Origin of the sequence: Clostridium isatidis, assembly GCF_002285495.1 — a bacterium.
Taxonomy (GTDB): domain Bacteria; phylum Bacillota; class Clostridia; order Clostridiales; family Clostridiaceae; genus Clostridium; species Clostridium isatidis.
In genome coordinates, this window is the sequence record NZ_CP016786.1 from 990,661 (window position 1) to 1,016,047 (window position 25,387).

The window sequence follows — 25,387 nt, forward strand, 5'->3', positions numbered from 1 at the left end:
CTCAAATCGTTAAATCATTTTCTGATTTTATTTCTATGGCATTTTTTAAAATCTCTTGAAGAAGAGCAGCAAAAATTCCAATAACAACTGAAGCAAATATGATAATTAGTCCAATTAATATAACGCTTGGAGCATCATCAAGCTGAGCAATTAAATATAAAATTGGCAGTCCAGCAGTATAAAAGCCGCTGATTACAAAGGCACATTTTTTTATTATGCTTAAAGCATTTACTGACAAATTAGAAAAGGCTTCCTTTTTTTCAATATAGTTTAAAAGCTTATAGGCTTGATATAAGGCTATAAAAAAGAATGATGCTGATCCAGATAACATTATAAAAATTGAAATTAATAAAAATATACCTTTTGGAGGCATAGTAAAAAGCTCTATTATTATATTTGGTAATATATAGAGACAGGCTGCTAATACTGGAAGACCAATAAGAAAAACCGCTATCTTTAATAATAATGTTGAATATTTTTTCATACAAAACACCTCATCTATAATTTCTAATTATAGAATAATAAAATATTTATCGTTTGTCAATAAATTATTATCATATTGAGGTATATTTTTATTGTGTTATTATTTTCTTATATAAGAAATATAATAAGTAATAGGATTTTTATGGAATTATATTGAAATAGATGATATCATTGTATAAAATAATAAAACTAACTATGGGTAGGAGAACTATTATGAAAAAACTTTCACTTACTACAGTCTTTGGACTTATTGGTGCGCTATCTTGGGGTCTTACGGTATTATTAAGAGGAACCAGCTTAAATAATATCGAGCTAATTCAATTTATTTTGGGAATGATGCCTAATATCTCAGCGGCTTGGTTTTTTATATGGATGGGAGAAAGGTTTTTTGAAAAATCTAAAAAGGAGTTTAACTTTAAAGCTTGTCTTTTAACTTCTGGAACTATTTTTCTTTTGGGATTAATTTCTGAAATAATACATGATTTGTTTCTCGACAGCCCTTTTGATATAGTTGATATTATTGCAACAGCATGTGCTATAATTATGTACTTAGCTATTTTTTATATATCTAAAAAAAGAAAAATAAAGGATAGTGTATAAAAATTCATTTCTAAAGGAGTATAATAAATATGAAAGAAAAAATTAATATAAGGAAAGTTAAAAGTGGAGATGAAAAAATCTTAGCATATATACAAACAGAATCATGGAAGAATGCCTTTAATACAATATTATCTAAGGACGACTTAGAGAAATACAGCAATATTGATAAAGCAATAGAAATGTATTCTTATCTTCTTAAAGAAAATATCGCAAATGGCTATATATTATCGTTAGATGATAATCCTCACTGTATCGCTTATTGGGATAAAGCAAGAGATGAAGATATGGAAGGTTATGCAGAAATAATTTGCATTCATAGCCTTAAGAATAATTGGGGAAAGGGATATGGCTCAATTATGATGGAGCATATCTTAAAAGAAATAAAGAAGCTAGGATATAGCAAAGTTCTTCTTTGGGTTTTTGAAGAAAATAAAAGAGCTCGTAAATTTTACGAGAAACATAAATTTGTATTAGCAGATAAATCAAAAAAATTCTGTAATGCTGTTGAAGTTATGTATTGTAGAGAATTATAGATAAGGAGATAATTATGGACTTAAAAGAAAAAGTAATAAAAGACAAATTAATCTATAAAGGAAATTTTTTAGAATTTAGAAATTTAGAAGTTGAGCTGCCAAATGGAAAGGAAAGTAATAGAGATATTATAAGACATCCTGGAGCTTGTGGAATAATTGCCTTTTTAGATGATGAAAATATAATCTTAGTTGAACAGTTTAGATTAGCCTTAAATAAAGTATTACTTGAAATACCAGCAGGTAAGCTTGATAAGGGGGAAGCTATAGAAGAGTGTGCTAAAAGAGAGCTTAGAGAAGAAACAGGTTATATTGCTGGAAATATAGAATACTTAGGTTCAATTGCAACAGCTCCTGGTTTTTGTGATGAAATAATATATCTTTACAAGGCAACAAACTTAACATTAGGAAGTAAGGATGAGGATGAAGATGAATTTACTAATGTAAAGATTATGAATATAAATGAAGTTAAAGAAAAAATAAAGAAGGGAGAAATTATTGACGTAAAAACAGTAAGCATTTTTGCCTACTTATAGTTTTCCTTTTTTCTTCCTTTGAAGAAGCAAATATTTAAGATTTAGTTGAGGAAATAGGATTTTACTGTATTTAGTCCTTGAAAAGGTAATTATAATTTAAGTTTTTAGTAATATTTTTGTAAGAAAGCTTTGTAGAGCCTATTAGAAAATAATGATATTATTAATAGGTAAAAATCATAGCTAGAACTATTATATTCTTCTATAAAAATTACAAAAATATTGGAGGTCTAATTTGGAAAAGCATAAAATTAATAAATTAACTTATAGCTTATTTATAATCTACCTAATTACCCTTATTTGGATTATTGTTTTTAAATTAAATGTACCCTTTACACATATAGGAAATTTAAGAACGATCAATCTAATCCCTTTTAGTGAACCTTTAAAGCTAAATGGCAAAATTTCATATAACGAAATGATTATGAATGTTGTTGTTTTTGTGCCTTTAGGAATTTATACAGGAATTTTATTTGAAAAATGGAAGACAATTAATAAGTTATTCCTATTTTTTCTTATAAGTTTTACATGTGAGCTATTGCAGTATATTTTTAGTATAGGAGCTAGTGATATTACTGATTTAATTAATAATACTTTAGGTGGATTAATTGGATTAATAATTTATAAAGTAATTGAAAGGGCCTTTAAAAATAAGCTAAAAGCCCAAAAATTTATAAATTTAATTGCAAAAGTAGGAACTACAATAATAATATTATTATTATTATTTTTAAGAATAAATAACCGTTTAATATTTAGAATTTAATAGACTTCTTGACTAATAAATAATAAGTTAGTATAATTTTCTTAATTTAATATCTGCATAACCAAGATTTGCATATTGTGCATTTCGGAGTATAAGAAGTAAAGGCTATGATAAGAAAGAGTAGCAATCAGGATACCAAACAGAAAGTTACCGGTTGATGAGAGGTGCATGGTTAGGGATTGTGAATACATCTTGGAGCTTCGCACCGAAAGATTATATCAAGTAGGCTGCGACGGAAACCTGCGCCCGTTATAGTGCTAAAGTATCTCGCAATTAGTGACGTACTTGATAAGGTAAACAATGTGAGTTGTTTATGAACTTAAGGTGGTACCACGAGTATTAACTCGTCCTTTTGATTAAGGATGAGTTTTTTTATTATCCGCTTTACTTTCTTATAGAACTTGCAATATTAAAAATATTTCTAAAGGAGATGTTGATATGTTAAAAGCAAAGGAGCAGATGAAAATTATTAGTAAGGGAGTAGAGAACCTTATTAACGAAGAAGAATTATTAAGGAAATTAGAAAGATCTTATGAAAGCAGTAAACCATTAACAATTAAGTTAGGATTAGATCCTTCGGCACCTGATATACACTTAGGTCATGCTGTTGTACTAAGAAAGATTAAACAAATGCAGGATTTAGGTCATCGTGTAGTAATTGTAATTGGTGATTTTACTGGCAGGATAGGTGATCCTACTGGAAAGTCAAAGGGCAGGGCTGCATTATCTGATGAGCAGGTAAAGGAAAATGCAAAGACTTACTGTGATCAGATTTTTAAAGTTCTTGATAAGGAAAAGACAGAAGTTAGGTTTAATAGTGAATGGCTTTCTAAACTTAATTTTGAGGATGTTTTAAGATTGGCCTCAACAACAACAGTTGCAAGAATGCTAGAGAGAGATGATTTTCAAAAAAGATATCAAAATCAAGTACCAATAGGAATTCATGAATTCTTTTACCCATTAATGCAGGCTTATGATTCTATTGAGCTTAATGCTGATATTGAGTTAGGAGGAACAGATCAAACTTTTAATATCCTTATGGGAAGATCTCTTCAAAAAGCAATGGGGCAAGAACAGCAAATTGCAATTTTCATGCCTATCCTAGAAGGACTAGATGGTGTAGAGAAAATGAGTAAAAGTCTTGGAAACTATATTGGAGTTAATGAAGCAGCTGAAGTAATGTTTAAAAAGGTTATGGAAATTCCAGATAATCTTATTATTAGATACTATGAACTTGCTACAGATGAGCATCCTGATGAAATTGATAAGATTAAAGAAATGCTAAATAATAATGTTAATCCTAGAGATATTAAATATAACTTAGCAAAAACTATAGTGTCCCTATACCATACTAAGGAAGAATTAGAAAAGGCAATAAATTTTTATGATACAGCCTTTAGCAAAAAAGCTATTCCTGAGAATATTCCTGAATTAAAAATTGAAGCTGGAAAAGTTACAGTTTTAGATATTATTCCAAAACTAAAGGATATGTCCTATGTTTCTAGTAAAAAGGAATTTATTAGACTTCTAAATCAAGGAGGAGTTCAGCTTAATGGTGATAAATTATCATCAGAGGATATTAATATCTTCTTAAAATCTGGTGATGTAATAAGAATTGGGAAGAAGAGATTTTTAAAATTAATATTTGATTAAGTAATAAAAAGTCCAGGATCTTTGTTCTGGACTTTAATTATAAGGAACTAGTAATTTATACAAAAGACCTCTATAATTATGATATAACGAAGATAAATTACCAATTAATCACATCTAGAGATAGATAAAAGGAGGCCCTATGGATGCAGTTATTATTTAACCTTTAGTATTTCTTTTTATATTATATTTGTATAGAGAATACAAATTAAAGTTTAGCTATAAAATGAATAAATATGATAAAATTATTAAAAGAAGTTCTTAGAAAATAAAAGTATTTTTTATTTGGAAAGGTATGGTGATAATTTGAAGAAAAAAATTAAAGAAAAGATTTTAGTATTAAAAGCAGCATTTCCCTATACAATTCCAGTATTAACAGGATATATATTTTTAGGGGCCGCTTATGGAATTTTAATGAAAAGTAAAGGTTATGGAGTGTTTTGGTCAGTATTAGCAAGTTTATTAATTTATGCTGGTTCTGCTCAATACGTCACAATAACTTTTTTAACATCAATTTTTAATCCTATTTATACTTTTATAATGATATTAATGGTAAATGCCCGCCATTTATTTTACGGAATTTCAATGTTAGATAAATATAAAGAGGCAGGCAAATTAAAACCCTATCTTATTTTTGCGATGAGTGATGAAACTTTTTCTATAGTTTGTTCTACAGAGGCGCCTGAAGGAATAGATAGAAATTGGTTTTATTTTTTTATTACTTTTCTTGATTATTTATATTGGGCAGCAGGTTCAGCCATTGGAGCTTTTTTAGGTTCATTAATTTCATTTAATACAAAGGGTTTAGATTTTGTATTAACAGCCTTATTTGTATCAATATTCGTGGGACAATGGAAAGGACAAAAAGATCATAAGGCAGCCATAATTGGTCTTTTATGCTCTATAGTATCTTTATATATTTTTGGGCAAAGTAACTTTATAATTCCTTCTATGATTTTAATAATAGTAGTATTAACTTTATTCTATAAGAAGGATGTTAAAAAAGAAGAATTAAAAGAGGAGGTAGTACAATGAATTTAATAATATTTCAAGCCTTTATAATTATATGCTTAGCAGCTCTTGCTACAATGATTACAAGGTTTCTGCCTTTCATATTGTTTAAAGATGCAAAATCAAATAATTCTTACATAAATTTTCTTGGACAAGTTTTGCCTTTTTCAGCAATAGGTTTGATGGTAGTGTACTGCCTTAAGAATGTTAATTTTGCAGCAACTTCAAACTGGCTTCCAGAAGCTATTTCTGTTACAGTTATTGTAATTTTGCATTATTGGAAGGAAAATGTTCTTTTAAGCATTGGAGTTGGAACTATTATTTACATGTTTCTTATTCAAGTTGTTTTCATTTAAGCATAAATTATTTTACTAAAGCCGCCTTATATAAGGATATTAATTTTTAGGAGGGATTATAGAGTATGACAAGTATCTTTTTTGTTAGGCATGCCCAGACAGATTATGGATGGGAAGATGATAGAACAAGGCCTTTAAGTCTTGAAGGACAAGAAGATAGCAAAGAAGTAGCAATGGAATGATTTTTACTTTTGTGAAGAAGGTGGAGAATCTCTTAAAATGGTTCAGGATCGTAACATTGAAGCATTACTAGAAATTCTTAATAAATACAAAGATTAAAATTGTGAATGTTATCAAGAGATTTTTATGAAAGGTACTTGTATGAAAAATAAATTAAAAAGAATAGTAAGCAGTATGATAATAATAGGTATATTATTTATTTTTATTATTGGAATTAGCTTTATTAATCATAAAATTAAATTATCAAAGGAAGACAGAATTTTTGTTCCTAATGGAAAAATGATTGAAATAAATGGGCATAAAATGCACCTATATATCAAAGGACAGGGGAATGAAACTTTAGTATTTATGTCAGGAGGAGGAACTCCTTCTCCAGTTTTAGACTTTAAAAGCCTATACTCATTACTAGAAGATGAGTATAAAATTGTTGTAGTAGAAAAAGCAGGATATGGATTTAGTGAAATTTATGATGACAATAGAGATTTAGATATAATATTAAATGAAACAAGAGGAACACTATCTAAAGTAGGATTAGAACCACCATATATATTATTTCCTCATTCAATGTCTGGAATAGAAGCTTTATATTGGGCTCAGCAATATCCAAAGGAAGTTAAAGGAATTGTAGGTTTAGATATGGCTGTGCCAGAAGCATATGAGAATTTTAAAATAAATAATTTTCTGTTAAATATAGCTTCCTTTGCATCAAAGACAGGTATTACAAGATTTATTCCATCTATTTTTAATAACTTAGCAGCAATTAAATATGGTACGTTAACTCAAGAAGAGAAAGATCTTTATAGGGCTATTTTTTATAGAAGAATACTAACTAAATCAATGCTGAATGAAGTAAATCAAATAAAAGGAAATGCAAAAAAAGTAAAGGAAAATGGTCCACCTGATGTCCCTATCTTATTTTTTATTTCTAACGGTAATGGAACAGGATGGGATAAGGATAAGTGGAAGAGCTTTCAAACATCTTATATAGAAAATTTGGCTTCAGCTAAATATATAGAACTTGATTGTGAACATTACATTCACAATATTGAATATAAGAAAATTGCGGAAGAAAGCAGGAAATTTATAATAGAGATAATAAATATGAACATGCTAAAGATTTAGATTACATTGATGTAGAGAATAAAGAAAATTCTATTTACTATTTAGTTTATTTCAACATAAGATAGTAAACATAACTTAATTGAAATAAAGAATATTAAATGATAAAATAAAGAAAAGCAAAAAAGAGAGGCGATAATATGGCAAGAAGAAGTATAAATGAAATGAGCTTTTCAAGTGTTTTTCCCCTTTATATTGAAAAAGTGGAGAGAAAAGGGCGTACTAAAGATGAAGTTATAGAAATAATTACTTGGTTAACAGGCTATAGTCAGGAACAATTAAAAGAACAATTAGAGAAAAATGTTAACTTTGAAACCTTCTTTAAAGAAGCTCCAAAAATGAATCCTTTAAGAACTCTAATTAAAGGTAGAATATGTGGTGTTAAAATTGAAGAAATTGAAGATCCTTTCATGAAGGAAGTCCGCTATTTAGATAAGTTAATAGATGAATTGGCAAAAGGAAAAGCAATGGATAAAATCTTAAGAAGATAATTAGCTTATAAAAAGAGAATATAAAAATATCTATATTTTCATATCAAGAAAATTTTAATAACCCCTTTTAAAATTGGTAATTATATTATAATTGTTATTTAGCTAAGCTTTGTAAGAGCTTATAATATAGTGAAAATACTAAAGGGGCTATTTTAATGTCTATTAGTTTTTATTTGTGTCATTAAGATAGTTCACACATCTATTTGGATAGTTTTTTTATTGAATTTTTATATACTTCTTCCAGATAATTTATCATAGGCTTCAAGCTTCATTTTTACATTATTATCATAATCTAAATTAAAGTAGCAGGTATAAATACAATCTAAAATATATAATAAAGATAATCTTGTAGAAAAAGATGAAATTTTATTAAAATGATTTTCATTTGAACTTAAAAACAAATAGTAATCTGCATATTTACTAATAGGATTTTCATTTATTGAAGAAATTAATATAATAGGCGTTTTATTTAATTTTAATATTTCTGCTAATCTTTTTATTACCATTCCCCTGCCTTCAAAGGATACAATAATTGCCACATGATTTTCATCGCTAGTAGATGCAGTTAATCTTTGATGATATTCTTCTATTGGAACATTGACAAAGGTTCCAATTTCCTGCATTTGAAATTTAAAGTTTTCGGCAAAATATAAATTTCCAGCAGAAGTGTAAAAATCAATATGCTTAGCATTTTTTAAAAGGTGTGAAATTTTTTTTAATTGATCTAAGTTCATTAAATTTAATGAAGACAATATTGTCTGTTCATATAATTCTTTCATTTTAAGAATAATTTGATTTTCGCTTTCATTTTCTTTAAAAGGATAGTTGAAATCGATGCTGCTATTCTCCTTTAAATATTCATTTATAGACATAGAAACTTGAACCTTTAATTCAGATAGGCCTGAGATGCCAATCTTTTGACAAAATCTATAAATAGTTGAAGGTGAAATATAGCAAGCTTCGCTAATTTCACTTGCACTCATTTTCACAAAAACTTCTGAATTATCTACTATATATTTAACTAATATTTTTTCATTTTCCGTTAAGTCAGTTAATTTGTAAAACTTATTAAAAATGTTCATGAAGATCCCTCCATGAACATTATATATCATTTTATAAAATAATAGTTTTCTAAAATTAAAAATCAATATCTTTAAAGTATTGGCTTAAAGTATATGCAATACCATCTTCTTCATTTGATAAGGTAATTTCATCAGCAATTGCTTTTAAATCAGGAACGGCATTTTCCATAGCGACACCAATTCCTGCATATTTAATCATAGAAGCATCATTATGTCCATCTCCAAAAGCTATCATTTCTTCCTTTTTGTATCCCATTGGAATTAAAACAGAATCAAGAGCCTTAGCTTTATCAATGCCCTTTGCTGTAAATTCAAAGTAGAAAGGAGCTGTAAACATACAGCTTAAAGTATTCTTAAATGGTTCCATCATTTCTTTATAATGTGCCTTAAGGTATTCTGGATCACCTGCAGTTAAAATTTTGTTTAGAGGATAATCTGCAAAAGCAGCTAAATCATCCTTTTCACATAATTTAAATTTTCCTCCACGGGATTCATATTTAATTATATTAAAAGGTTTACCATTAAAGTCTATGTAGCAATCATATACATCATTAACATACATATAATCATCTTTATCAATCATAGGTTTAACCTTAAACTTTTTCATATGCTCAAGAACAGCTTGCCCTTCTTCTATAGTCATAGTTTCATTAAATAAAACTTTATTAGTTTTACAATCGACAACCTTAGAACCGTTAAAAGCAACAAGTATTCCATTATGCTCATCCATTCTTAATTCTCTAGCAAAATCTATTAAACCAGAAGTAGGTCTTCCAGAGGCAAGAACTAATATTGTTCCTTGTTCTTGTGCCTTCATTAAAGCGTACTTTGTTTTTGGTGTTATTATCTTTTCACTGTTTGTTAAAGTACCATCTACATCCATAATTATTACTTTTATTTTACTCATAATTTTCCCCCCTAGTGTTTTTTATTAATTATAACAAAAAATTCTTTTTTATATAAAGGTTTAGAGAAAATTGAATAATTTATGTCAGAAATTTAAAGTATAGATTGAAGGAAATGAGATAAAATTTTCAAATTAATTATTACTCTTAAAAAATATACTCTTAAATGATAATAATAAAATATAAATCGAGAAAATTACAATTAAAATTATATTACAATAAAAAATTATATCTATAAAGAGTAGTTAATTGTATTTAAATAAGTAAAAATATTCCTAGATAAAATTTTGGAAAACAACTATAATATGTTATATAGTAAAAAAAGATGAATGAATATATGCCATTTTTATGTAAATATATATTTATTCAAGTTTTTTTACTAAAAAATTATTTTCAAACCCTAAAAATCATATTAATGTTATGCATTTTTAAGGCAAAAATAAATTTAAATATATTTTTAAATTAAGAAATATTGTTTTCGGAATAATATAAACAAAAGTAAAATATAAAATATCATATTCAGCTAAGTTTTCCTTAGCTATAGAAGGAGTTTACATGGAGAATACAGATAATTTAAAAAAACAAATCAAAAAGAAGAAAAAAATTAAAGGAAAGAGTAAAAGTAAATTAAAAGTTATACCTTTAGGAGGAATAGGTGAAATAGGAAAGAATTTAACAGTCTTTGAGTATGAAGATGAAATAATAATTATAGACTGTGGTGCATCCTTTCCAGATGAAAGTTTGTTAGGGATAGATATAGTTATTCCTGATGTAAGCTATTTAGTTAAGAACAAAGATAAAATAAAGGGCTTTTTTATAACTCATGGCCATGAAGATCATATAGGTGGCCTTCCTTATATACTTAAAAAAATAAATGCACCGATATATGGAACAAAATTGACTTTAGCCTTAATAGAAAGTAAATTAAATGAACATGGAATAATAAATGATTGTAAGCTAAATTTAGTTAGACCTGGAGATATTTTAGAAAAAGGTAATTTTAAAATTGAATTTATCAGAACAAATCATAGTGTAGCAGATGCTGTATCAATAGCCCTACATACACCTGTTGGAATAATTGTTCATACTGGTGATTTTAAAATTGATTATACAGCAATTGATGGACAAGTTATAGATTTAGCTAGATATGCTCAATTAGGCAATAAAGGAGTTTTACTTCTATTAGCTGATAGTACAAATGCAACTCATCCTGGTTATACAATGTCAGAAAAAATGGTAGGAGAATCATTAAATAATTTATTTGCAAAAGCTGAAGGAAATGGAAGAGTGATTGTTGCAACCTTTGCCACTAGTACTCATAGAATTCAGCAAATTGTAAATGCTTCTATAAAAACTGGCAGAAAGATCGCTTTTAGTGGAAAAAGCATGGAAAGTATATCAGAGATAGCCATTGACTTAGGATATTTAAAAGTTCCAGAAGAAATGATTATTGATTTAAAAGATATTAATGATTATCCAAGTGAAGAAATTACTATTATAACAACTGGTAGTCAAGGAGAACCAATGGCAGCTCTAACAAGGATAGCCTCAGGCACACATAGAAATATTCAATTAGAAAAGGGTGATACTGTTATTATTTCTTCTAGTCCTATTCCAGGTAATAAAAAGGCTGTTTCTAGCGTAATAGACGATTTAGTAGAAAAAGGTGCAAAGGTTATCTATGGAGAAATGGAAGAAATACATGTTTCAGGGCATGCTTGTCAACAAGAACTTGAATTAATACACGCCTTATTAAAACCTAAGTTTTTTATGCCTGTTCATGGTGAACACATGCATTTGATAGCTCACAGTAGAATTGCAGAAAACATGGGCATAGAAAAAAATAATATATTTTTCTTAGAAATAGGAGATGTTTTAGAATTATCTAAAAATGAAGGTCATATATCAGGAAAAGTACCTTCTGGAAGAGTTTTAATTGATGGAATTGGTGTTGGAGACGTTGGAAATATTGTCCTTAGGGATAGAAAGAATTTATCTCAAGACGGTCTTGTGACTATTGTAATAGCAATAGATGCAGTAAATAAAATGATAATCTCTGGACCGGATATCGTTACAAGAGGATTTGTTTACGTTAGAGAATCCGAAGGCTTAATAACTGAAATAAAAGCAATTACTGCAAAAGAGGTAGAAAAATGCCTTAATAATAATATAACTCAATGGGCTGAAATAAAAAATAATGTAAGAAAAGAAGTTACAAACTTTATTTATAAAAAGATAAAAAGAAAGCCAATGATTTTACCAGTTATTACTGAAATATAGCTTATAAATAAGGTCTGTTTAAAACAGGCCTTTTAGCTAATCTCTTTTTAAGCTCTGAAGAACTACCTAGTACTCTTGTAGTAAACAAATTCAATTTTCATTAGGCAATGTCACAATACTCTGGTTGAGATATTAAAATTAATCTTAAAAATTCTTAAATATATCTTAAAAGTCTTCTTTTTTTATGATATTTTTAATAATATAAGTAAAGTAATTAATTTATAAAAAACTGATTAAATTATAAGGGGGATATTATGGAAAAGAACTTTTTAAAATTTACTGCAGCATGTGTCCTTAGTTTATCTATATTTAATATTAATGTCCAAGCCCAAAATAAAGAGAGAGTAACTTTTGGTATTGATTTAACCGATGCTCAGGAACAGGAAATGCTAAAGGAATTTGGGGTTTCTGAAGATCAAGTTACAATAGATAGAATAACAAACGAGGATATTATTGAACAATTAGGATTAGATCCTAATGATCCTTCAAATTATCAAGGAGGATGTTATTCTTCTTCTTATGTTAAACTTACTGATAGAGGAGGAATACAAGTTAAAGCTAAAAATTTAACTGAAGTAACATCACTTATGCTTTCAAATGCATTAGTTACATCAGGAGTAACAAATGCAGAAATTATTGCCAGCTCGCCTTTCCCTGTTACAGGAACATCTGCTTTATCAGGAATTTTAAAAGGATTTGAAGGAGCTAAAGGTGAAGAATTATCATTAGAAAATAAGAAAACGGCTCAAGAAGAAATAGAAGCAACTTCAGATCTTGGAGAGGAAATAGGCTATGATGAAGCTGCAAAAGTAATCAATGATATTAAAACCAAAATTATAAAAGAAGCTCCAAAAAACAGCGAAGAGATTTCAGAAATAATTAATGATGTTACAAAAGACTATACAATTGAATTATCAGAAGAACAAAAAGAACAAATAAAAGCACTTATGAGTAAAATTAATGACCTAGATATAGATTACGACAAAGTTAAGGATACACTAACCAATATAAGCAATCAAATTGCAGAAGTACTGAAAAAATCAGGTAAAGAAATTCAAGATAGTGGTTTTTTGCAAAATATTCTTTCAACTTTAAGTAATTTTTTCTCTAGTATATTTAATTTTTTGAAGGATCTATTTAATAAATAAGGATCACATAAATTAAATTTATTTTTTTATATTTATTATTATGAAATGTTTAAGTTTAATTGTTAAAAGAAAAATATGCTTTTAAAGCATATTTTTTTATTTAACCTTTTAATAAGTTCATAAATAATAGAAGTTTTATAGGGAAAGATATTGTAGTATAATAAAATAAAGAGTTCAATGTAATTGAACTCAGGTTCCTAAAAATATGCAAAGGGGAGATATATATGGTTAATGACAACAAAATTGAGAAAAAACTAACAAAGGATTACGAAAGCAATGATAAAGAAAGAATAGAATATAATGAATCTGACCTTGATTGTAAAGGTTTAACTGACAAAAAAAAAGAAATGGATAAGTTTTGGAATTGGGAATATTCTAATGAAGATAATTAATTAGGTTAATTAAATTACATGAATAAAATTACTGAAGGGCGTAACTATTATTTACGTCCTTTTAGTTATTTTTATTTACTAACAAAATTTCTTGTTTAAACAAGGTGTGATATAATAAAATAACACAAGTCTCGAATATATAAATACATAAAGAAAGGAAACATTTTTATGACAGAAAAAGAAAAAATGCTGAAGGGTTACTTATATAACGCTAATTACGATAAAGAATTAATTAAAGAAAGAGAAAAGGCTAAAGATCTTTGCTATGATTATAATAATTTAAAACCTTCTGATATAGTAAATCAAAAATCAATTATTTCAAAACTTTTAGGTAAAATAAAAGAGGAATTTTATATAACTGCTCCTTTTTACTGCGATTATGGTTACAACATTGAAATAGGAAATAACTTTTATTCTAATCATAACTTAATTATATTGGATTGCGCTAAAGTGATTTTTGGTGATAATGTATTTATTGGCCCAAATTGTTGCTTTTCAACTGCAGGGCATCCAATTGATTCAGAGCAAAGGAATAAAGGGCTCGAATTTGCTTATCCAATAACCGTAGGAAATAATGTTTGGTTTGGTGCGGGAGTTATTGTATTGCCTGGCGTAACTATTGGGAATGATGTAGTAATTGGAGCTGGCAGTATAGTAACAAAGAACATACCTTCAGGAGTAATAGCTCTAGGAAATCCTTGTAAAGTAATAAGAAAAATTACTGACGAAGATAAGAAAAAATATTGGAAAGAAGACAAATAATATTTGAAAGGGCATGATAAGTAAAATCATGCCCTAAAAACTAGAATGCTCTATCAAAGATTTTTAATAATCTAAGATAGTGATTTGCCTCTCTCAATACATGATCACCTAATAAAGGTACAATTATTGATCTAATATCACAATTTAATAAACCAGCTGTTCCTTCTGCTTTAAAGTTTCTAATATCTTTAGTAGCTTCTAAGTCTTTTTCAGTAAGCTTAGAAATACTATCATTCAATTTTATTGCTTCAGCTGTTAATTTATCAAATTCCTTTCCAAAATTATTAGCTGTTTTAATTAATTCCTCTTCTGTTGGATCCAGTAAACCTCTAATAAATTTTGCGTGTTCAGCCATAATTCTATTCCAGAATCTTTGTTGTTCAACTGCTTCACGTGCTATATCAATTTTTTCTCTATTTTGTATTCTAGATAATAATTTGTAGAAAAATATTGCTTCTCTTCTTATATGCTCTATAAGAAGCGGATAGTTAAAAGTAAATATGCTGCAATTTAAGACACCATCTAAAATCTTTGATTTATAACTAATAAATTTTTTTACAGTTGCCAAAACTTTATTATTTAATTCCTTAACTAAAGGTTCAAGTTTCTCTGGGATATCTCTTTTATCGCCAGGTATAATATTAGCTTCTGCTTTAGTAACCTCAGGATTTAAAGGAATTGTAGTAAAAAATGTTGTTGCTTTTTCAGCATCTGCAGTAAACTTTGTTACTAGTTCTCCTGATTTTTTTACATTTTGGCTAATTACACCATCAGAAAGGGCAATTGTTTTCTTTAATAAATTTGTAAATTCTACTCTAAAGTCATCACCCTTTTCAGCAAGATTGGTATTCTTTGGTGTAAAGCCTGCTTCTAAGAAAAAAGCATGTTCCTTCATTATTCTGATAAAGAATAGATTTAATTCAAGAGATTGTCTTATAAATTCTTTTGTTGATAACATTTTTATCCCCCTCGTGTACTAATAAATAGTTAAAAAGAGTATACTTTTACTAATCTTTGCAATAAAAGATATATAAAAGTAAAATAATACTCTCACTACAAGATATGCAATATGTAAACTTATGTTCATAAAAAATAATTTTAATTTTTTAAATAACTACTAATTTCCAGAATAATAAAATTTAAGTATAATAAGGATATAAATTAATATGTTTACATTTTAGAAATATCTTTTAATAAAATAGCAACAACTGTGAATTATGCTAAATACATAGACAATGATAAAAGGTGGGAAAAATGAGAGAAAAAATATTAATAATTGAGGATGATGAAGATATAAGTGAAATATTAAAATATTCACTATTAAAAGAAGGGTATAAGGTTAAAATTAATCCAAATGGATTAGAAACAGAATATGAAATAAACAACTTTAAACCTGATTTAATTTTGTTAGATATTATGTTAAATGATACAGATGGATTTAATGTTTGCAGAAATATTACTAAGTATAAAATTCCAATAATAATGCTTACTGCAAGGATTGATATATTAGATAAGATTTTAGGCTTAGAGCTAGGAGCAGATGATTATATAACAAAACCCTTTGATATAAGAGAGGTAATTACCAGAATTAGAGTTGCCCTCAGAAGAAGGGAAGAAATAAAAGATATGCTAATAAAAAAAGATGGAGAAATTATATTAGGAAAGATTAAAATTAATGAAAGTGCAAGGACCTCTTATATAGAAGATACTGAAGTAAAGTTAAAACCAAAGGAATTTGACTTATTACTATTTTTAGCCAAAAACAAAAATAAAGTGTATTCAAGGGAACAACTCCTAGATCTACTTTGGGGCTATGATTACTATGGTGACAGCAGAACAGTTGATGTTCATATTACAAGACTTCGAAGTAAATTTAAAAACAATATAAATATAGAAACTATTTTTGGTGTAGGTTATGTAATAAAGGATAATGCTTATGACAATAAGAGGTAAGTTTGGATTAGTTTTATTAATCATTTTTATTATATCCTTGCTATCTTTCAATATATTTATAGACAAACTCTTTGAAAAAAATTTTAAAAATATAATTACAGAAGATGTAAAAATAATTTATTCCTCGTCTATTAAAAATTTAGAAGACTATATTCTTTTAAATAATATAAAGAAAGATAGTCTTACAGTTAAAGATTTAAACAATAAACTTATTAACTTTATAGTCGATAGAATTGGCTGTGAAGGAGTTATATATAACTTAGATAAGGAAGTTATTGCAATAGGAATAAAAAATGAAAAACAGATAGACCTTAATAAACTATATAAAATACCAAATTCCTTTGATTTAGTTAAGGACAACAAAACAGTAGTTGATATTGAAGAAGAAGGAGAAGAAGTTTTAGGCAGGCTTAGTTATTCTATTTATGGTAAAGAAAGTGAACCTATTGGAATAATTGTCTTAATAAAAGATTATAGCAGTGAATTTATTAGAAATAATAATACAAAAAACTTAGTAAATACCATTGTTTCTATAATGTTTATATTAATTCTTACTTCCGTATACTATTTATCCTCCAATATTGTAAAACCAATTATTATTTTAAAAGATAAGCTTTCAGAAATATCAAAGGGAAAGTATCCAAACAAAATAGAAGTTAAATCAAGAGATGAAATAGGTGTCCTTGTAAATAGTTTTAACATAATGAGTGAAAAGTTAAAAAAGAAAGATGAGCAGGAAAAAAGTTTTTTTAGAAATGTAACTCATGAACTAAAAACACCCCTTACTAATATTTCAGGCTATGCACAAATTTTAGAAGATGAAAATTTTGATGATATAGAATTTAGAAAGAAGGCATTAAATAGGATAATATCTGAAAGTAATAGAATGCATGATATGGTTTTTTCTCTGCTAAATATCTCAAAGCAAAGCAGCGACTTAGAAGAATATAATTATGAGAAAATTAATTTAAAAAATATAATAAATGAATTACTTGATATAAGAACACTTGACTTAAAGGGGAAAAATTTAAAAATTAACTTTTCTTCTAAAGACCATATCCTTATAGGAAATAAACAGTATATAAAAATATTATTTAGTAATTTAATAGATAATGCAATTAAGTATTCAAGTAAAGAAACAACTATAAAAATTAAACTTGAAGAAATAAATGAATTTATCCAATTTTCAATATTATCAAAAGGAAAGGTAATCCCAGTAGACTTAAAAGATAAAATATTTGAGGCCTTCGTAAGAGTTGAAAACAAGGGCTTTTCTTCTAAAAATTCAAATGGCCTTGGATTATATATATGTAAAAATATTATAGCTGCCCATGGTGGATTAATAGAACTTAATTTAAATAAAGATGAAAGTGAGTTTATAGTTAAATTACCTAAAGGTTAACAACTTGGAAACATCCTAGTATCAATTTAAAAATAACTAATTGCTAAAATATAAGTATAGGATGGAGGGGTGAGAATGAAGAAAAAATTTTTATTATGGGTTCTAACAATTACTTCTATTATGACTATTGGATGCTCTAATAAGGCATCAAAAGAAGATGACTACATTGATAGTGTAATTATAGATGAAGATACAAGAAAAACTATTGATAGTGAAGCAGAAATTAGTGTCTCTCAAGTTGCAAAGATTAAAATAGATACCAGTGAATTATATTCTGGAACTTTCATTAATGGAATAGTTCAATATTATGAATACTCCATAGATAGAAAAACTGACCCATTTAGTCAATTTCCAAAACATTATTTAGAAACTTTAAGGATAGGAACAATAACTAATGAGAAAGATGAAAACAATTTAAATATTATTAGCTGGGAAGATAAAAATATTAAAGGACAGATGCTAGTGCCATATATGTATGGAAATAGATTTCTGATCTTTAAAGATAATAAAATATATAACTTTGGTGAAAAAGGTGACCTTATAGAATTAAAAGCTTATGAAACTCTAATTAAAGAGAATCCAGAATATTTAAATCGCTTTGAACCTCATGGAAATAGAGATATAAATTTGCATTATATTGGAGAAGAGGATAATTTAAAACTTGCCATAGTGGATATAGAAAAAGATGAGTATTATGAATTATATAAAAATGATTTTGAAATATTTAAAGATAACTCTTTTAAAATATTAGGAGTTGAGGATAATAAAATTTATATAATGATAGGAAACCTAGAAAAAGCAAATTTTACTATAGGTTATATTGAAGACAATAAATTGTATGATTTATTTCCAAAGGGAGGAGAAATAGAAATTTTAGGCCTAAGGGGATTATTTTCCGATGATAATAAATTCTTTATTTCAGATAATAAAATTTTATTTTCTGGATTAGTTGGAGATTTAAATTCTGATGCTATATGGAATTATGATATAAAAAACAAAAAATTAGTTAAAATAATAGATTTAGGTGCAAATAAAGATTTATCTTTTTATATTAATAAAGATAAAAGTAAAATTATAATTCGAGACTATGAATATAATACAAACACATATAATTTTAGAATTGCAAATATTAATGAAGAATTTCAAATATCAAATTTAACTAATTTAGCCAGCATAAAACAAGAAGAAGGAATAAAAACTGAAATTTTAGTTGAATGGGCAAGTAATGGGGAAGAATTTTATTTACGCTCCTATGATGATGAAAATGTATTCTATGATATATATAAAATAAATAATTAAGCATAAAGGGGAAAAGCTAAATGAAAAAAATTATAAAAGTCCTATTGTTTATAGTAATGTCATCCATTTTATTATTTGGATGTAACTCCTCTAAAGAAAAAGAAAATGTAGCTGATTTTATTAATAAATTAATATCTACCGAGACTTACGAAAACATTAATTTCAATGATGATGTTGAAATTCTCTTAGTTCATTTAAAATCAGCTTTTGATAACTATCTAACAGATAATGCTCTGAATCTTTTATTAGCAAATAGAATTCCATCTATCTATAGTACAGTTATTAGTAAAAATAATATTACCGATATAACTGATATGGAGATTACTCAAGTAAAAGAAAATAAATATGATAGCTATACTCATTACGAATATGAAGTTACTTATAAGTTAAAATCAAATAATGATTCAATAGATATGACTGATTATATGTCCTTTAAGATACTTAAAGATAATCTTATTGATGAAGTGTATTTACTAGATAAAAAAAGTAGTATTTTTGATGTATTTAAAAATCATTTATAAAATTAAAAAAATAAAAAAGTACTTACAGAGGAATAAAAAAGAGCTGCATACAGCAGCTCTTTGTATATCTTTATATTAATAACTAAATCCAATTCTCACTTTCATTAGCAAGTCTTTGTAATTCATTCATAAAAATACTTGCATGATAACCGTCACAAACAGCGTGATGTACTTGTAAAGAAACAGGTAATAATAATTCCTCTTCTATTTGTGTATATCTACCTGCAGTTATAATTGGTAAGAGAAAATCCCCATCATTATTAATATTTAAATTAAATGATGTAAAGGAACTCCAAGGAATCATTGATATTGGAAAATTATTTTCTGGTACAGGTTTCTTTGGAAATAATGTACCAGTACCATTGTATTTTTCAACATCTCTTTCATATTGAGAATGAAACTTAGAAAATTCAACTGAAACTTGTGACCAAATTCCAGAAAAAGTAGCTGTTTTCTTATCAAAAATTGTATAAAAGGGCAACATTTCTGACCAATATCCCAAATTACCTTCTACATCAAAACAAGTTCTAAATTCTCTATGAGAATTAACTATTTTTGTAACCATAAATATAAAAGCAGGATATAGCTTATAGTTCTTTTTCTTTAAATTTTTAATAAGTACAGTAATATTAATTTCATTAGTTATACTAAATGTAGTTTTCTGTTTTAAATAATGCTCAAAGTATTCTTTACGATACCAGTTATCACGGTTAATAATATTAAATTTCATATTTAACGCCTCCTAAAATATTTTATATTATTCTAAGAGGCTATCTTGTCTGATTTTTTCACGGTGATTATCTCCCCTCAATCTATTTTACTAGACAATATTCTAACATTTACTTATAACTTAAGTCAAATTATTAAAAGCCTATAGCAATTAAAAGTATTTGACAATATTAGTTAATTATCATATATTATATTTATAATGATAGATTTCAATAAAGAGAGGTATTTTTGTGAGTGTTTAGTATCTAAATAAAAAAATTTAATTTAATCTGAAAAATATAAGGGTAAAACCTTTTATTTGTTATGGAATAAATTAATTATTTAGATACAAGTCCAGAAATACGTCTAGGGAATTATTCCCTTTATTTGTGATGTTTTTAGCTGTGAAGATGTATCTTTACAGCTTTTTTTATTATATGAAATCTATCATAGGGCTTGTACTAGTTACAAGAAAGGAAATGAAAATGGATAAGTTGACATTAGAAAATTTAGATTATTATAAATTAAAAGAATTAATAAAAAGTTATTGTGTAAGTGGTCTTGGAAAAAATCTAATAGATAAAATAGAACCTATATTTAACTTAAAAGTAGTTAAACAAAGATTAAAAGAAACAACAGAAGGGAGAAACTTATTAAATGCCTCCTATCATTTACCTTTAGAAGGAATTTTTAATGTGATTCCTTTAATAGATAAAATTGAAAAAGGTCTTATATTAGAACCTGAAGAGCTTTATAGTATTTCAAACTTTTTAAGAGGAAGCCGAAAAGTTAAAATTTTTTTAAAAGATAAGGAAGCTTATGCTGAAACCCTTTGTGAATATGGAAAGAATATAACTGAACTATATTGTCTTGAAGAAGAAATAAATATATCTATAAGAGGCAATTGTGTAGATACTAATGCTAGCAAAGAACTTAAAAGAATAAGAAGGCATATAGAAATATGTGAAGGCAAAATTAAAGAAAAGTTAGAAAAATTTTTAAAAAATTCTGCTAATAAAGAGTATATCCAGGATAATTTTATAAGTCAAAGAAATGGTAAATATACTATTCCAATAAAAGCTTCTTATAAAAACAATGTAAGCGGAGTAATAATTGAAACTTCAGCTAATAGAAAAACTGTCTTTATTGAACCAGCATCTGTAAGTAAGTATACAGCAGAACTTGCTATATTAAAAGCTGAAGAAGCAGTAGAAGAATATAGAATTTTATCAACTCTTACAGATATGATATATCAAAGATTAAAAGAGATAAAAATAAATATAGATGTTATTGCACAGTATGATATGATTTGGGCCAAAGCAAAATACAGTAATGAAATAAATGGAATTGAACCTAAAATAAATATTCATGGTTATACAAAGATAGTAGAAGGTAAATATCCTTTAATAACTTATGCAGTACCTCTAAATTTTGAAATAGGAAAAAATTATAGAACTTTAATAATAACAGGCCCAAATGCTGGTGGAAAAACTGTCGTATTAAAAAATGTGGGATTATTAACTTTAGCAGTACAATCAGGTTTTCATATACCTGCTAAAGAAGGAACAGAAATATCTCTATTCGAAAATATATTTGTAGATATAGGAGATAACCAAAGTATTGAAAATGCTCTAAGTACCTTTTCATCTCATGTAAGTAATTTAGCAAGAATAATTAAAAACTCAAATAAATCAACCCTTCTTCTTTTTGACGAAATAGGAAGTGGTACAGAACCTGGTGAAGGAGCTGCTTTAGCTATAGCAATTCTAGAAGAACTATATTTAAAAGGATGTATAACAGTAGCCACAACTCATTATGGAGAAATAAAAGAATTTTCTATGAAACATCCTGATTTTGAAAATGCTGCTATGGAATTTGAAAAAGATAGCTTAGCTCCACTTTATAAGCTATCCATAGGAAAGAGTGGAAAAAGCAACGCCTTATATATATCAAGGAAAATGGGCATTCCTGAATCAATTCTAGATAAAGCAAAAAAATATATGTCTAATAAAGAATACAACTACTCATTAATAAAAGAAAGTAAGAAGATTAAGGAAAAGATTAATGAAGGAAAAATACCTATATATGAATTTAAGAAAGGAGATAAAGTAAAATTACTAGACAAAAATGACTTTGCTTTAGTTTATAATGGAATTAATGAATATAATAATTTAATTGTTTTATATAAGGGAGAATATCTAACTGTAAATATAAAAAGAGTTGAACTTGACTTAAAAGCAGAAGACTTATATCCAGAAGGATATAACTTAGATGAGTTATTTATAAGTTACAAGGAAAGAAAACTAGAAAAAGATATTCAAAGAGGTTCAAAAAAAGCTCTTAGGAAAATAAAAAAAGAGCTTATTAAATAAGAAAAGAAGGCTTTAGGTCTTCTTTTTATTTCTCAAAAAATACATATTTTCTACAAATATTCAGTAGCAACAGGATACTATTGTCATAACTTAGTACTATAACAATCAATAAAATGGAGAAGTGAATGATAAACGTTACGCTAACCCCTCTACACTATATTTATCTCTTCTTTATAATCATTATTATAGTGGCAATGGCAAAGAAGAAAGATATCTCTTTAATCTGTATATTAGGTATCTTTATCCTTGGCCTTATGGGATCAAAGTCTTTATATGGTTCCGCAATGGGCATATTTAACAGTTTTGTATATGCTACCAAAGAACTTATGCCTACTATATTTATCATTTCTCTAATAACAGCCATGAGTAGTATATTAATGGCCTCTGGAATAAATGATGAATTAGTTTCTCCCTTTAAAGGAATAATAAAGAACTATTGGATTGCTTACTGGTTAATAGGTATAGTAATGATGATCTTATCATGGTTCTTCTGGCCATCCCCAGCAGTAGCCCTTATAGGAGCATTATTTTTACCTATTGCTAAAAAGGCTGGTCTTCCCGCCATTGGAGTAGCTATTGCGATGAACTTATTTGGTCATGGCATTGCTCTATCGAGCGATTATATAATTCAAGCAGCACCAAAACTAACTGGAGATGCAGCAGGTATTTCTGTAGGAAGCGTTATGTCTGCTAGTGTTCCATTAGTTATAACTATGGGACTTGTTACAACAGTCTCAGCTTTTTACTTTTTAAGAAAGGATATTAAATCCGGCTCTCTTCCTATAGAATTTAACCTTGAGGAAGAGGAAGCTAATTCTGAAAGAAAAATCCTTATTTCTTCAAGGAAACTAAGAAAGTTATTAGCCTTGTTAATAGTAATACTATTTACATTAGATATTATAATAATGTTTAAGGCAAATCTACAGGGAGGAGATGCAACAGCCCTTATTGGAGGAACAGCAGTATTTATATTAAGCTTAATTTCTATAATTTCTTATAAAAAGAATGCTTTAGATAAAATAACAGAGGATTTAGTAAAGGGTCTACAATTTGGCTTTAAAATATTTGGTATCGTAATACCTGTAGCTGCCTTCTTCTATTTAGGCGATGCAGCTTTCTTTGATGTTTTTGGTAATATTTTACCTGAAACTTCTCATGGAATTGTTAATGATTTAGGAGTTGCTCTTGCAAATATAGTACCACTAAATTCAATTGTTTCTTCGGCAACTCTTATGCAGTAGGTGCAATAACAGGTTTAGATGGTTCTGGTTTTTCAGGAATATCATTAGTTGGATCTATTGCAAAAATCTTCTCAACAGCTCTTGGTGGTGGAGTAGAAATTCTTACAGCTCTTGGACAAATAGCTGGAATTTGGGTAGGCGGAGGTACCATAGTACCTTGGGCAGTTATACCAGTTGCAGCCATATGTGGAATTGATGCCTTTGAGCTTACAAAGAAAAACTTTAAACCTGTTGTAATTGGGCTAGTGGTTACAACCATAGTAGCAATATTCTTAATATAATATGTTAATAATATTAATTACAAAAGAGAAGAGTAGTTAGCCTCTTCTCTTTTGTAATAATTTCTATATTTTTTCTTGCAGTCATTAAAAATGAGTATTAAAATAGATTTATTATAAAACTGATTATTAAATAACTAAAGAATATGTGAGGTCAACAATGAAGATACGAAAACCAGATTATTTTGATAAGTTTAAATGTATAGCAAGTAAATGTGAAGATACATGCTGTGCTGGATGGGGAATTGTAATTGATGATAAATCCTATAAGTACTATTTGTCTGTAGAAGGTAAATTTGGAGAAGAATTGAGAAGCAAAATAATAAGGGAAGATGGAGAAAATATCTTCCAATTGAAAGGAAATAGATGTTCATTTTTAAATAATGATAATTTATGTGATATCTATAATAATCTAGGCCAAGAGGCTCTTTGTCACACCTGCAAACAATATCCACGCTTTTCAGAAGAATTTGGAAGTTTACGTGAAATCGGAATATCTTTATCTTGTCCCGAAGCAGCAAGAATAATACTAGGCCAAACTAGTAAAACAGAATTTAAATTAAGTGATAATGAAGAAGAAGTTAATAATTATAATGATATTAATGCAATGCTTTATATTAACTTATTGCAATGCAGAAAAATAGTTTTAGATCTTCTCCAAGATAGAAATTTAGATATAAAGATTAGAGCTGCTTTATCCCTGGTATTTATAAATGAAATTCAAGAACAAATAGATAAAAATAATATTAATGGAATAAAAAGTATTAAAGATAAATATTTAAATAAATCATTAATTAATAAAATAATAAATAGCTTTGCTGTATATGAAAGAAAAGAAGATAAAAAATATATTTATATAAAAGAACTTTTTAAGATTTTCAAAGATGAATTAGAACACATTACTTATGATCCTTTATCCTTAGAAAAGGGATTACAATACTTCTGGCAAAGTAAAGAAGATAAAGAGGTTTATTTAAAAATAAACACTGATTTTAATAATTATTATAAAGAAGAAAATTATCAGTTTGAGCATATTTTAGTTTACTTTACATATAAATACTTTTTAAAAGCAGTTTTTGATTATGATCTTATAGGGAAAATGAAGATTTCCATAGTAAGTACAATTATGATTAAAGAATTATGTGCCATAAGATTTTTTGAAAACAAGGAATTTACCTTTAAAGATTTAGTAGATATAGCTCATACTTATTCTAAAGATATTGAACATTCAGAAGAAAATGTAGAAAAATTACAGGAATTATTTGAAACGAATAAGAATTTTACCATAGATAAATTATTAACCGTACTTTTGAATTAATAATATTTAA

Annotated in this window: 24 protein-coding genes, 1 pseudogene and 1 other annotated feature; of the genes and pseudogenes, 20 read left to right on the plus strand and 5 right to left on the minus strand. The window is 27.1% G+C overall.

Going from position 1 to position 25,387, the window contains the following annotated elements; genetic code table 11:
• Window position 1 precedes the first annotated feature (1 nt).
• A complete protein-coding gene (locus tag BEN51_RS04700; protein ID WP_119864925.1) occupies window positions 2–484 on the minus strand; it encodes a DUF2975 domain-containing protein in 483 nt (160 codons plus the stop codon).
• 212 nt (window positions 485–696) lie between these two features.
• Between BEN51_RS04700 and BEN51_RS04705 the strand changes: the two genes are divergently transcribed.
• From BEN51_RS04705 to BEN51_RS04750, 9 genes are all read left to right on the plus strand, one after another.
• A complete protein-coding gene (locus BEN51_RS04705) occupies window positions 697–1,083 on the plus strand; it encodes a hypothetical protein (RefSeq protein ID WP_119864926.1) in 387 nt (128 codons plus the stop codon).
• 29 nt (window positions 1,084–1,112) lie between these two features.
• Entirely contained in the window at window positions 1,113–1,616 is a 504-nt protein-coding gene (locus tag BEN51_RS04710; RefSeq protein WP_119864927.1) for a GNAT family N-acetyltransferase, read from the plus strand.
• A 14-nt stretch (window positions 1,617–1,630) separates the two neighbouring features.
• Complete coding sequence (locus BEN51_RS04715; protein WP_119864928.1) at window positions 1,631–2,149, plus strand: NUDIX hydrolase; 519 nt, start codon at window positions 1,631–1,633, stop codon at window positions 2,147–2,149.
• A gap of 232 nt (window positions 2,150–2,381) precedes the next feature.
• Window positions 2,382–2,909, plus strand: coding sequence for a VanZ family protein (locus BEN51_RS04720; protein WP_119864929.1), 528 nt, complete (start codon window positions 2,382–2,384; stop codon window positions 2,907–2,909).
• Window positions 2,910–3,007: 98 nt separating this feature from the next.
• Window positions 3,008–3,264: a binding site (T-box leader), on the plus strand.
• 83 nt (window positions 3,265–3,347) lie between these two features.
• Window positions 3,348–4,562, plus strand: a complete 1,215-nt coding sequence (gene tyrS, locus BEN51_RS04725) for a tyrosine--tRNA ligase (protein ID WP_119864930.1) — start codon at window positions 3,348–3,350, stop codon at window positions 4,560–4,562.
• Between the two features lie 303 nt (window positions 4,563–4,865).
• Window positions 4,866–5,594 carry an AzlC family ABC transporter permease gene (locus BEN51_RS04730; protein ID WP_236906263.1) on the plus strand — a complete coding sequence of 243 codons (729 nt, stop codon included), beginning with the start codon at window positions 4,866–4,868 and terminating at the stop codon, window positions 5,592–5,594.
• Window positions 5,591–5,926, plus strand: coding sequence for a branched-chain amino acid transporter permease (locus BEN51_RS04735; RefSeq protein WP_119864931.1), 336 nt, complete (start codon window positions 5,591–5,593; stop codon window positions 5,924–5,926). The genes BEN51_RS04730 and BEN51_RS04735 overlap by 4 nt, the downstream gene beginning before the upstream one ends.
• Window positions 5,927–6,232: 306 nt before the next feature.
• Window positions 6,233–7,228, plus strand: coding sequence for an alpha/beta hydrolase (locus BEN51_RS04745; RefSeq protein ID WP_236906264.1), 996 nt, complete (start codon window positions 6,233–6,235; stop codon window positions 7,226–7,228).
• 137 nt (window positions 7,229–7,365) lie between these two features.
• Window positions 7,366–7,716, plus strand: a complete 351-nt coding sequence (locus tag BEN51_RS04750; protein ID WP_119864932.1) for a DUF2200 domain-containing protein — start codon at window positions 7,366–7,368, stop codon at window positions 7,714–7,716.
• A 227-nt stretch (window positions 7,717–7,943) separates the two neighbouring features.
• Here BEN51_RS04750 and BEN51_RS04755 read toward each other — a convergent pair whose 3' ends face one another.
• Together BEN51_RS04755 and BEN51_RS04760 are read right to left on the minus strand one after the other, a co-directional pair.
• Window positions 7,944–8,798 carry a MurR/RpiR family transcriptional regulator gene (locus BEN51_RS04755; RefSeq protein ID WP_119864933.1) on the minus strand — a complete coding sequence of 285 codons (855 nt, stop codon included), beginning with the start codon at window positions 8,796–8,798 and terminating at the stop codon, window positions 7,944–7,946.
• A gap of 55 nt (window positions 8,799–8,853) precedes the next feature.
• Window positions 8,854–9,705: a Cof-type HAD-IIB family hydrolase gene (locus BEN51_RS04760; protein WP_119864934.1), complete on the minus strand. Its 852-nt coding sequence runs from the start codon at window positions 9,703–9,705 to the stop codon at window positions 8,854–8,856.
• A 553-nt stretch (window positions 9,706–10,258) separates the two neighbouring features.
• On the opposite strand from BEN51_RS04760, the gene BEN51_RS04765 reads away from it, so the two are divergent.
• The 4 genes from BEN51_RS04765 to BEN51_RS04775 all read left to right on the plus strand — a co-directional run bounded on the left by BEN51_RS04765 (window position 10,259) and on the right by BEN51_RS04775 (window position 14,285).
• The gene (locus tag BEN51_RS04765; RefSeq protein WP_119864935.1) at window positions 10,259–11,983 is read left to right on the plus strand and encodes a ribonuclease J; all 1,725 of its coding nucleotides are present in this window, start codon (window positions 10,259–10,261) and stop codon (window positions 11,981–11,983) included.
• A gap of 254 nt (window positions 11,984–12,237) precedes the next feature.
• Window positions 12,238–13,131: a DUF1002 domain-containing protein gene (locus BEN51_RS04770; protein WP_119864936.1), complete on the plus strand. Its 894-nt coding sequence runs from the start codon at window positions 12,238–12,240 to the stop codon at window positions 13,129–13,131.
• A gap of 224 nt (window positions 13,132–13,355) precedes the next feature.
• Window positions 13,356–13,523, plus strand: a complete 168-nt coding sequence (locus tag BEN51_RS13790) for a hypothetical protein (protein WP_164704085.1) — start codon at window positions 13,356–13,358, stop codon at window positions 13,521–13,523.
• Window positions 13,524–13,691: 168 nt separating this feature from the next.
• Window positions 13,692–14,285 (plus strand): sugar O-acetyltransferase, encoded by a 594-nt coding sequence (locus BEN51_RS04775; RefSeq protein WP_119864937.1) that lies wholly within the window; start codon window positions 13,692–13,694, stop codon window positions 14,283–14,285.
• Between the two features lie 40 nt (window positions 14,286–14,325).
• Here BEN51_RS04775 and BEN51_RS04780 read toward each other — a convergent pair whose 3' ends face one another.
• Entirely contained in the window at window positions 14,326–15,243 is a 918-nt protein-coding gene (locus BEN51_RS04780) for a DUF2935 domain-containing protein (RefSeq protein WP_119864938.1), read from the minus strand.
• Between the two features lie 296 nt (window positions 15,244–15,539).
• Between BEN51_RS04780 and BEN51_RS04785 the strand changes: the two genes are divergently transcribed.
• From BEN51_RS04785 to BEN51_RS04800, 4 genes are all read left to right on the plus strand, one after another.
• Entirely contained in the window at window positions 15,540–16,238 is a 699-nt protein-coding gene (locus BEN51_RS04785; protein WP_119864939.1) for a response regulator transcription factor, read from the plus strand.
• Window positions 16,222–17,640: a sensor histidine kinase gene (locus tag BEN51_RS04790; RefSeq protein ID WP_164704086.1), complete on the plus strand. Its 1,419-nt coding sequence runs from the start codon at window positions 16,222–16,224 to the stop codon at window positions 17,638–17,640. Before BEN51_RS04785 ends, BEN51_RS04790 begins: the two co-directional genes overlap by 17 nt.
• Window positions 17,641–17,715: 75 nt before the next feature.
• Window positions 17,716–18,939 carry a hypothetical protein gene (locus tag BEN51_RS04795; RefSeq protein ID WP_119864941.1) on the plus strand — a complete coding sequence of 408 codons (1,224 nt, stop codon included), beginning with the start codon at window positions 17,716–17,718 and terminating at the stop codon, window positions 18,937–18,939.
• Window positions 18,940–18,959: 20 nt separating this feature from the next.
• On the plus strand, window positions 18,960–19,460 hold the full coding sequence (locus tag BEN51_RS04800; protein ID WP_119864942.1) for a hypothetical protein: 501 nt from the start codon (window positions 18,960–18,962) through the stop codon (window positions 19,458–19,460).
• Window positions 19,461–19,542: 82 nt separating this feature from the next.
• Here BEN51_RS04800 and catA read toward each other — a convergent pair whose 3' ends face one another.
• Window positions 19,543–20,190, minus strand: a complete 648-nt coding sequence (catA, locus tag BEN51_RS04805) for a type A chloramphenicol O-acetyltransferase (RefSeq protein WP_119864943.1) — start codon at window positions 20,188–20,190, stop codon at window positions 19,543–19,545.
• A gap of 463 nt (window positions 20,191–20,653) precedes the next feature.
• Between catA and BEN51_RS04810 the strand changes: the two genes are divergently transcribed.
• The 3 genes and pseudogenes from BEN51_RS04810 to fliB all read left to right on the plus strand — a co-directional run bounded on the left by BEN51_RS04810 (window position 20,654) and on the right by fliB (window position 25,377).
• Entirely contained in the window at window positions 20,654–22,540 is a 1,887-nt protein-coding gene (locus tag BEN51_RS04810) for an endonuclease MutS2 (protein WP_119864944.1), read from the plus strand.
• Between the two features lie 125 nt (window positions 22,541–22,665).
• Window positions 22,666–24,062 (plus strand): annotated as a pseudogene (locus BEN51_RS04815) (hypothetical protein).
• 157 nt (window positions 24,063–24,219) lie between these two features.
• Window positions 24,220–25,377 carry a flagellin lysine-N-methylase gene (fliB, locus tag BEN51_RS04820; protein ID WP_119864945.1) on the plus strand — a complete coding sequence of 386 codons (1,158 nt, stop codon included), beginning with the start codon at window positions 24,220–24,222 and terminating at the stop codon, window positions 25,375–25,377.
• The last annotated feature ends 10 nt before the right edge of the window (window positions 25,378–25,387 follow it).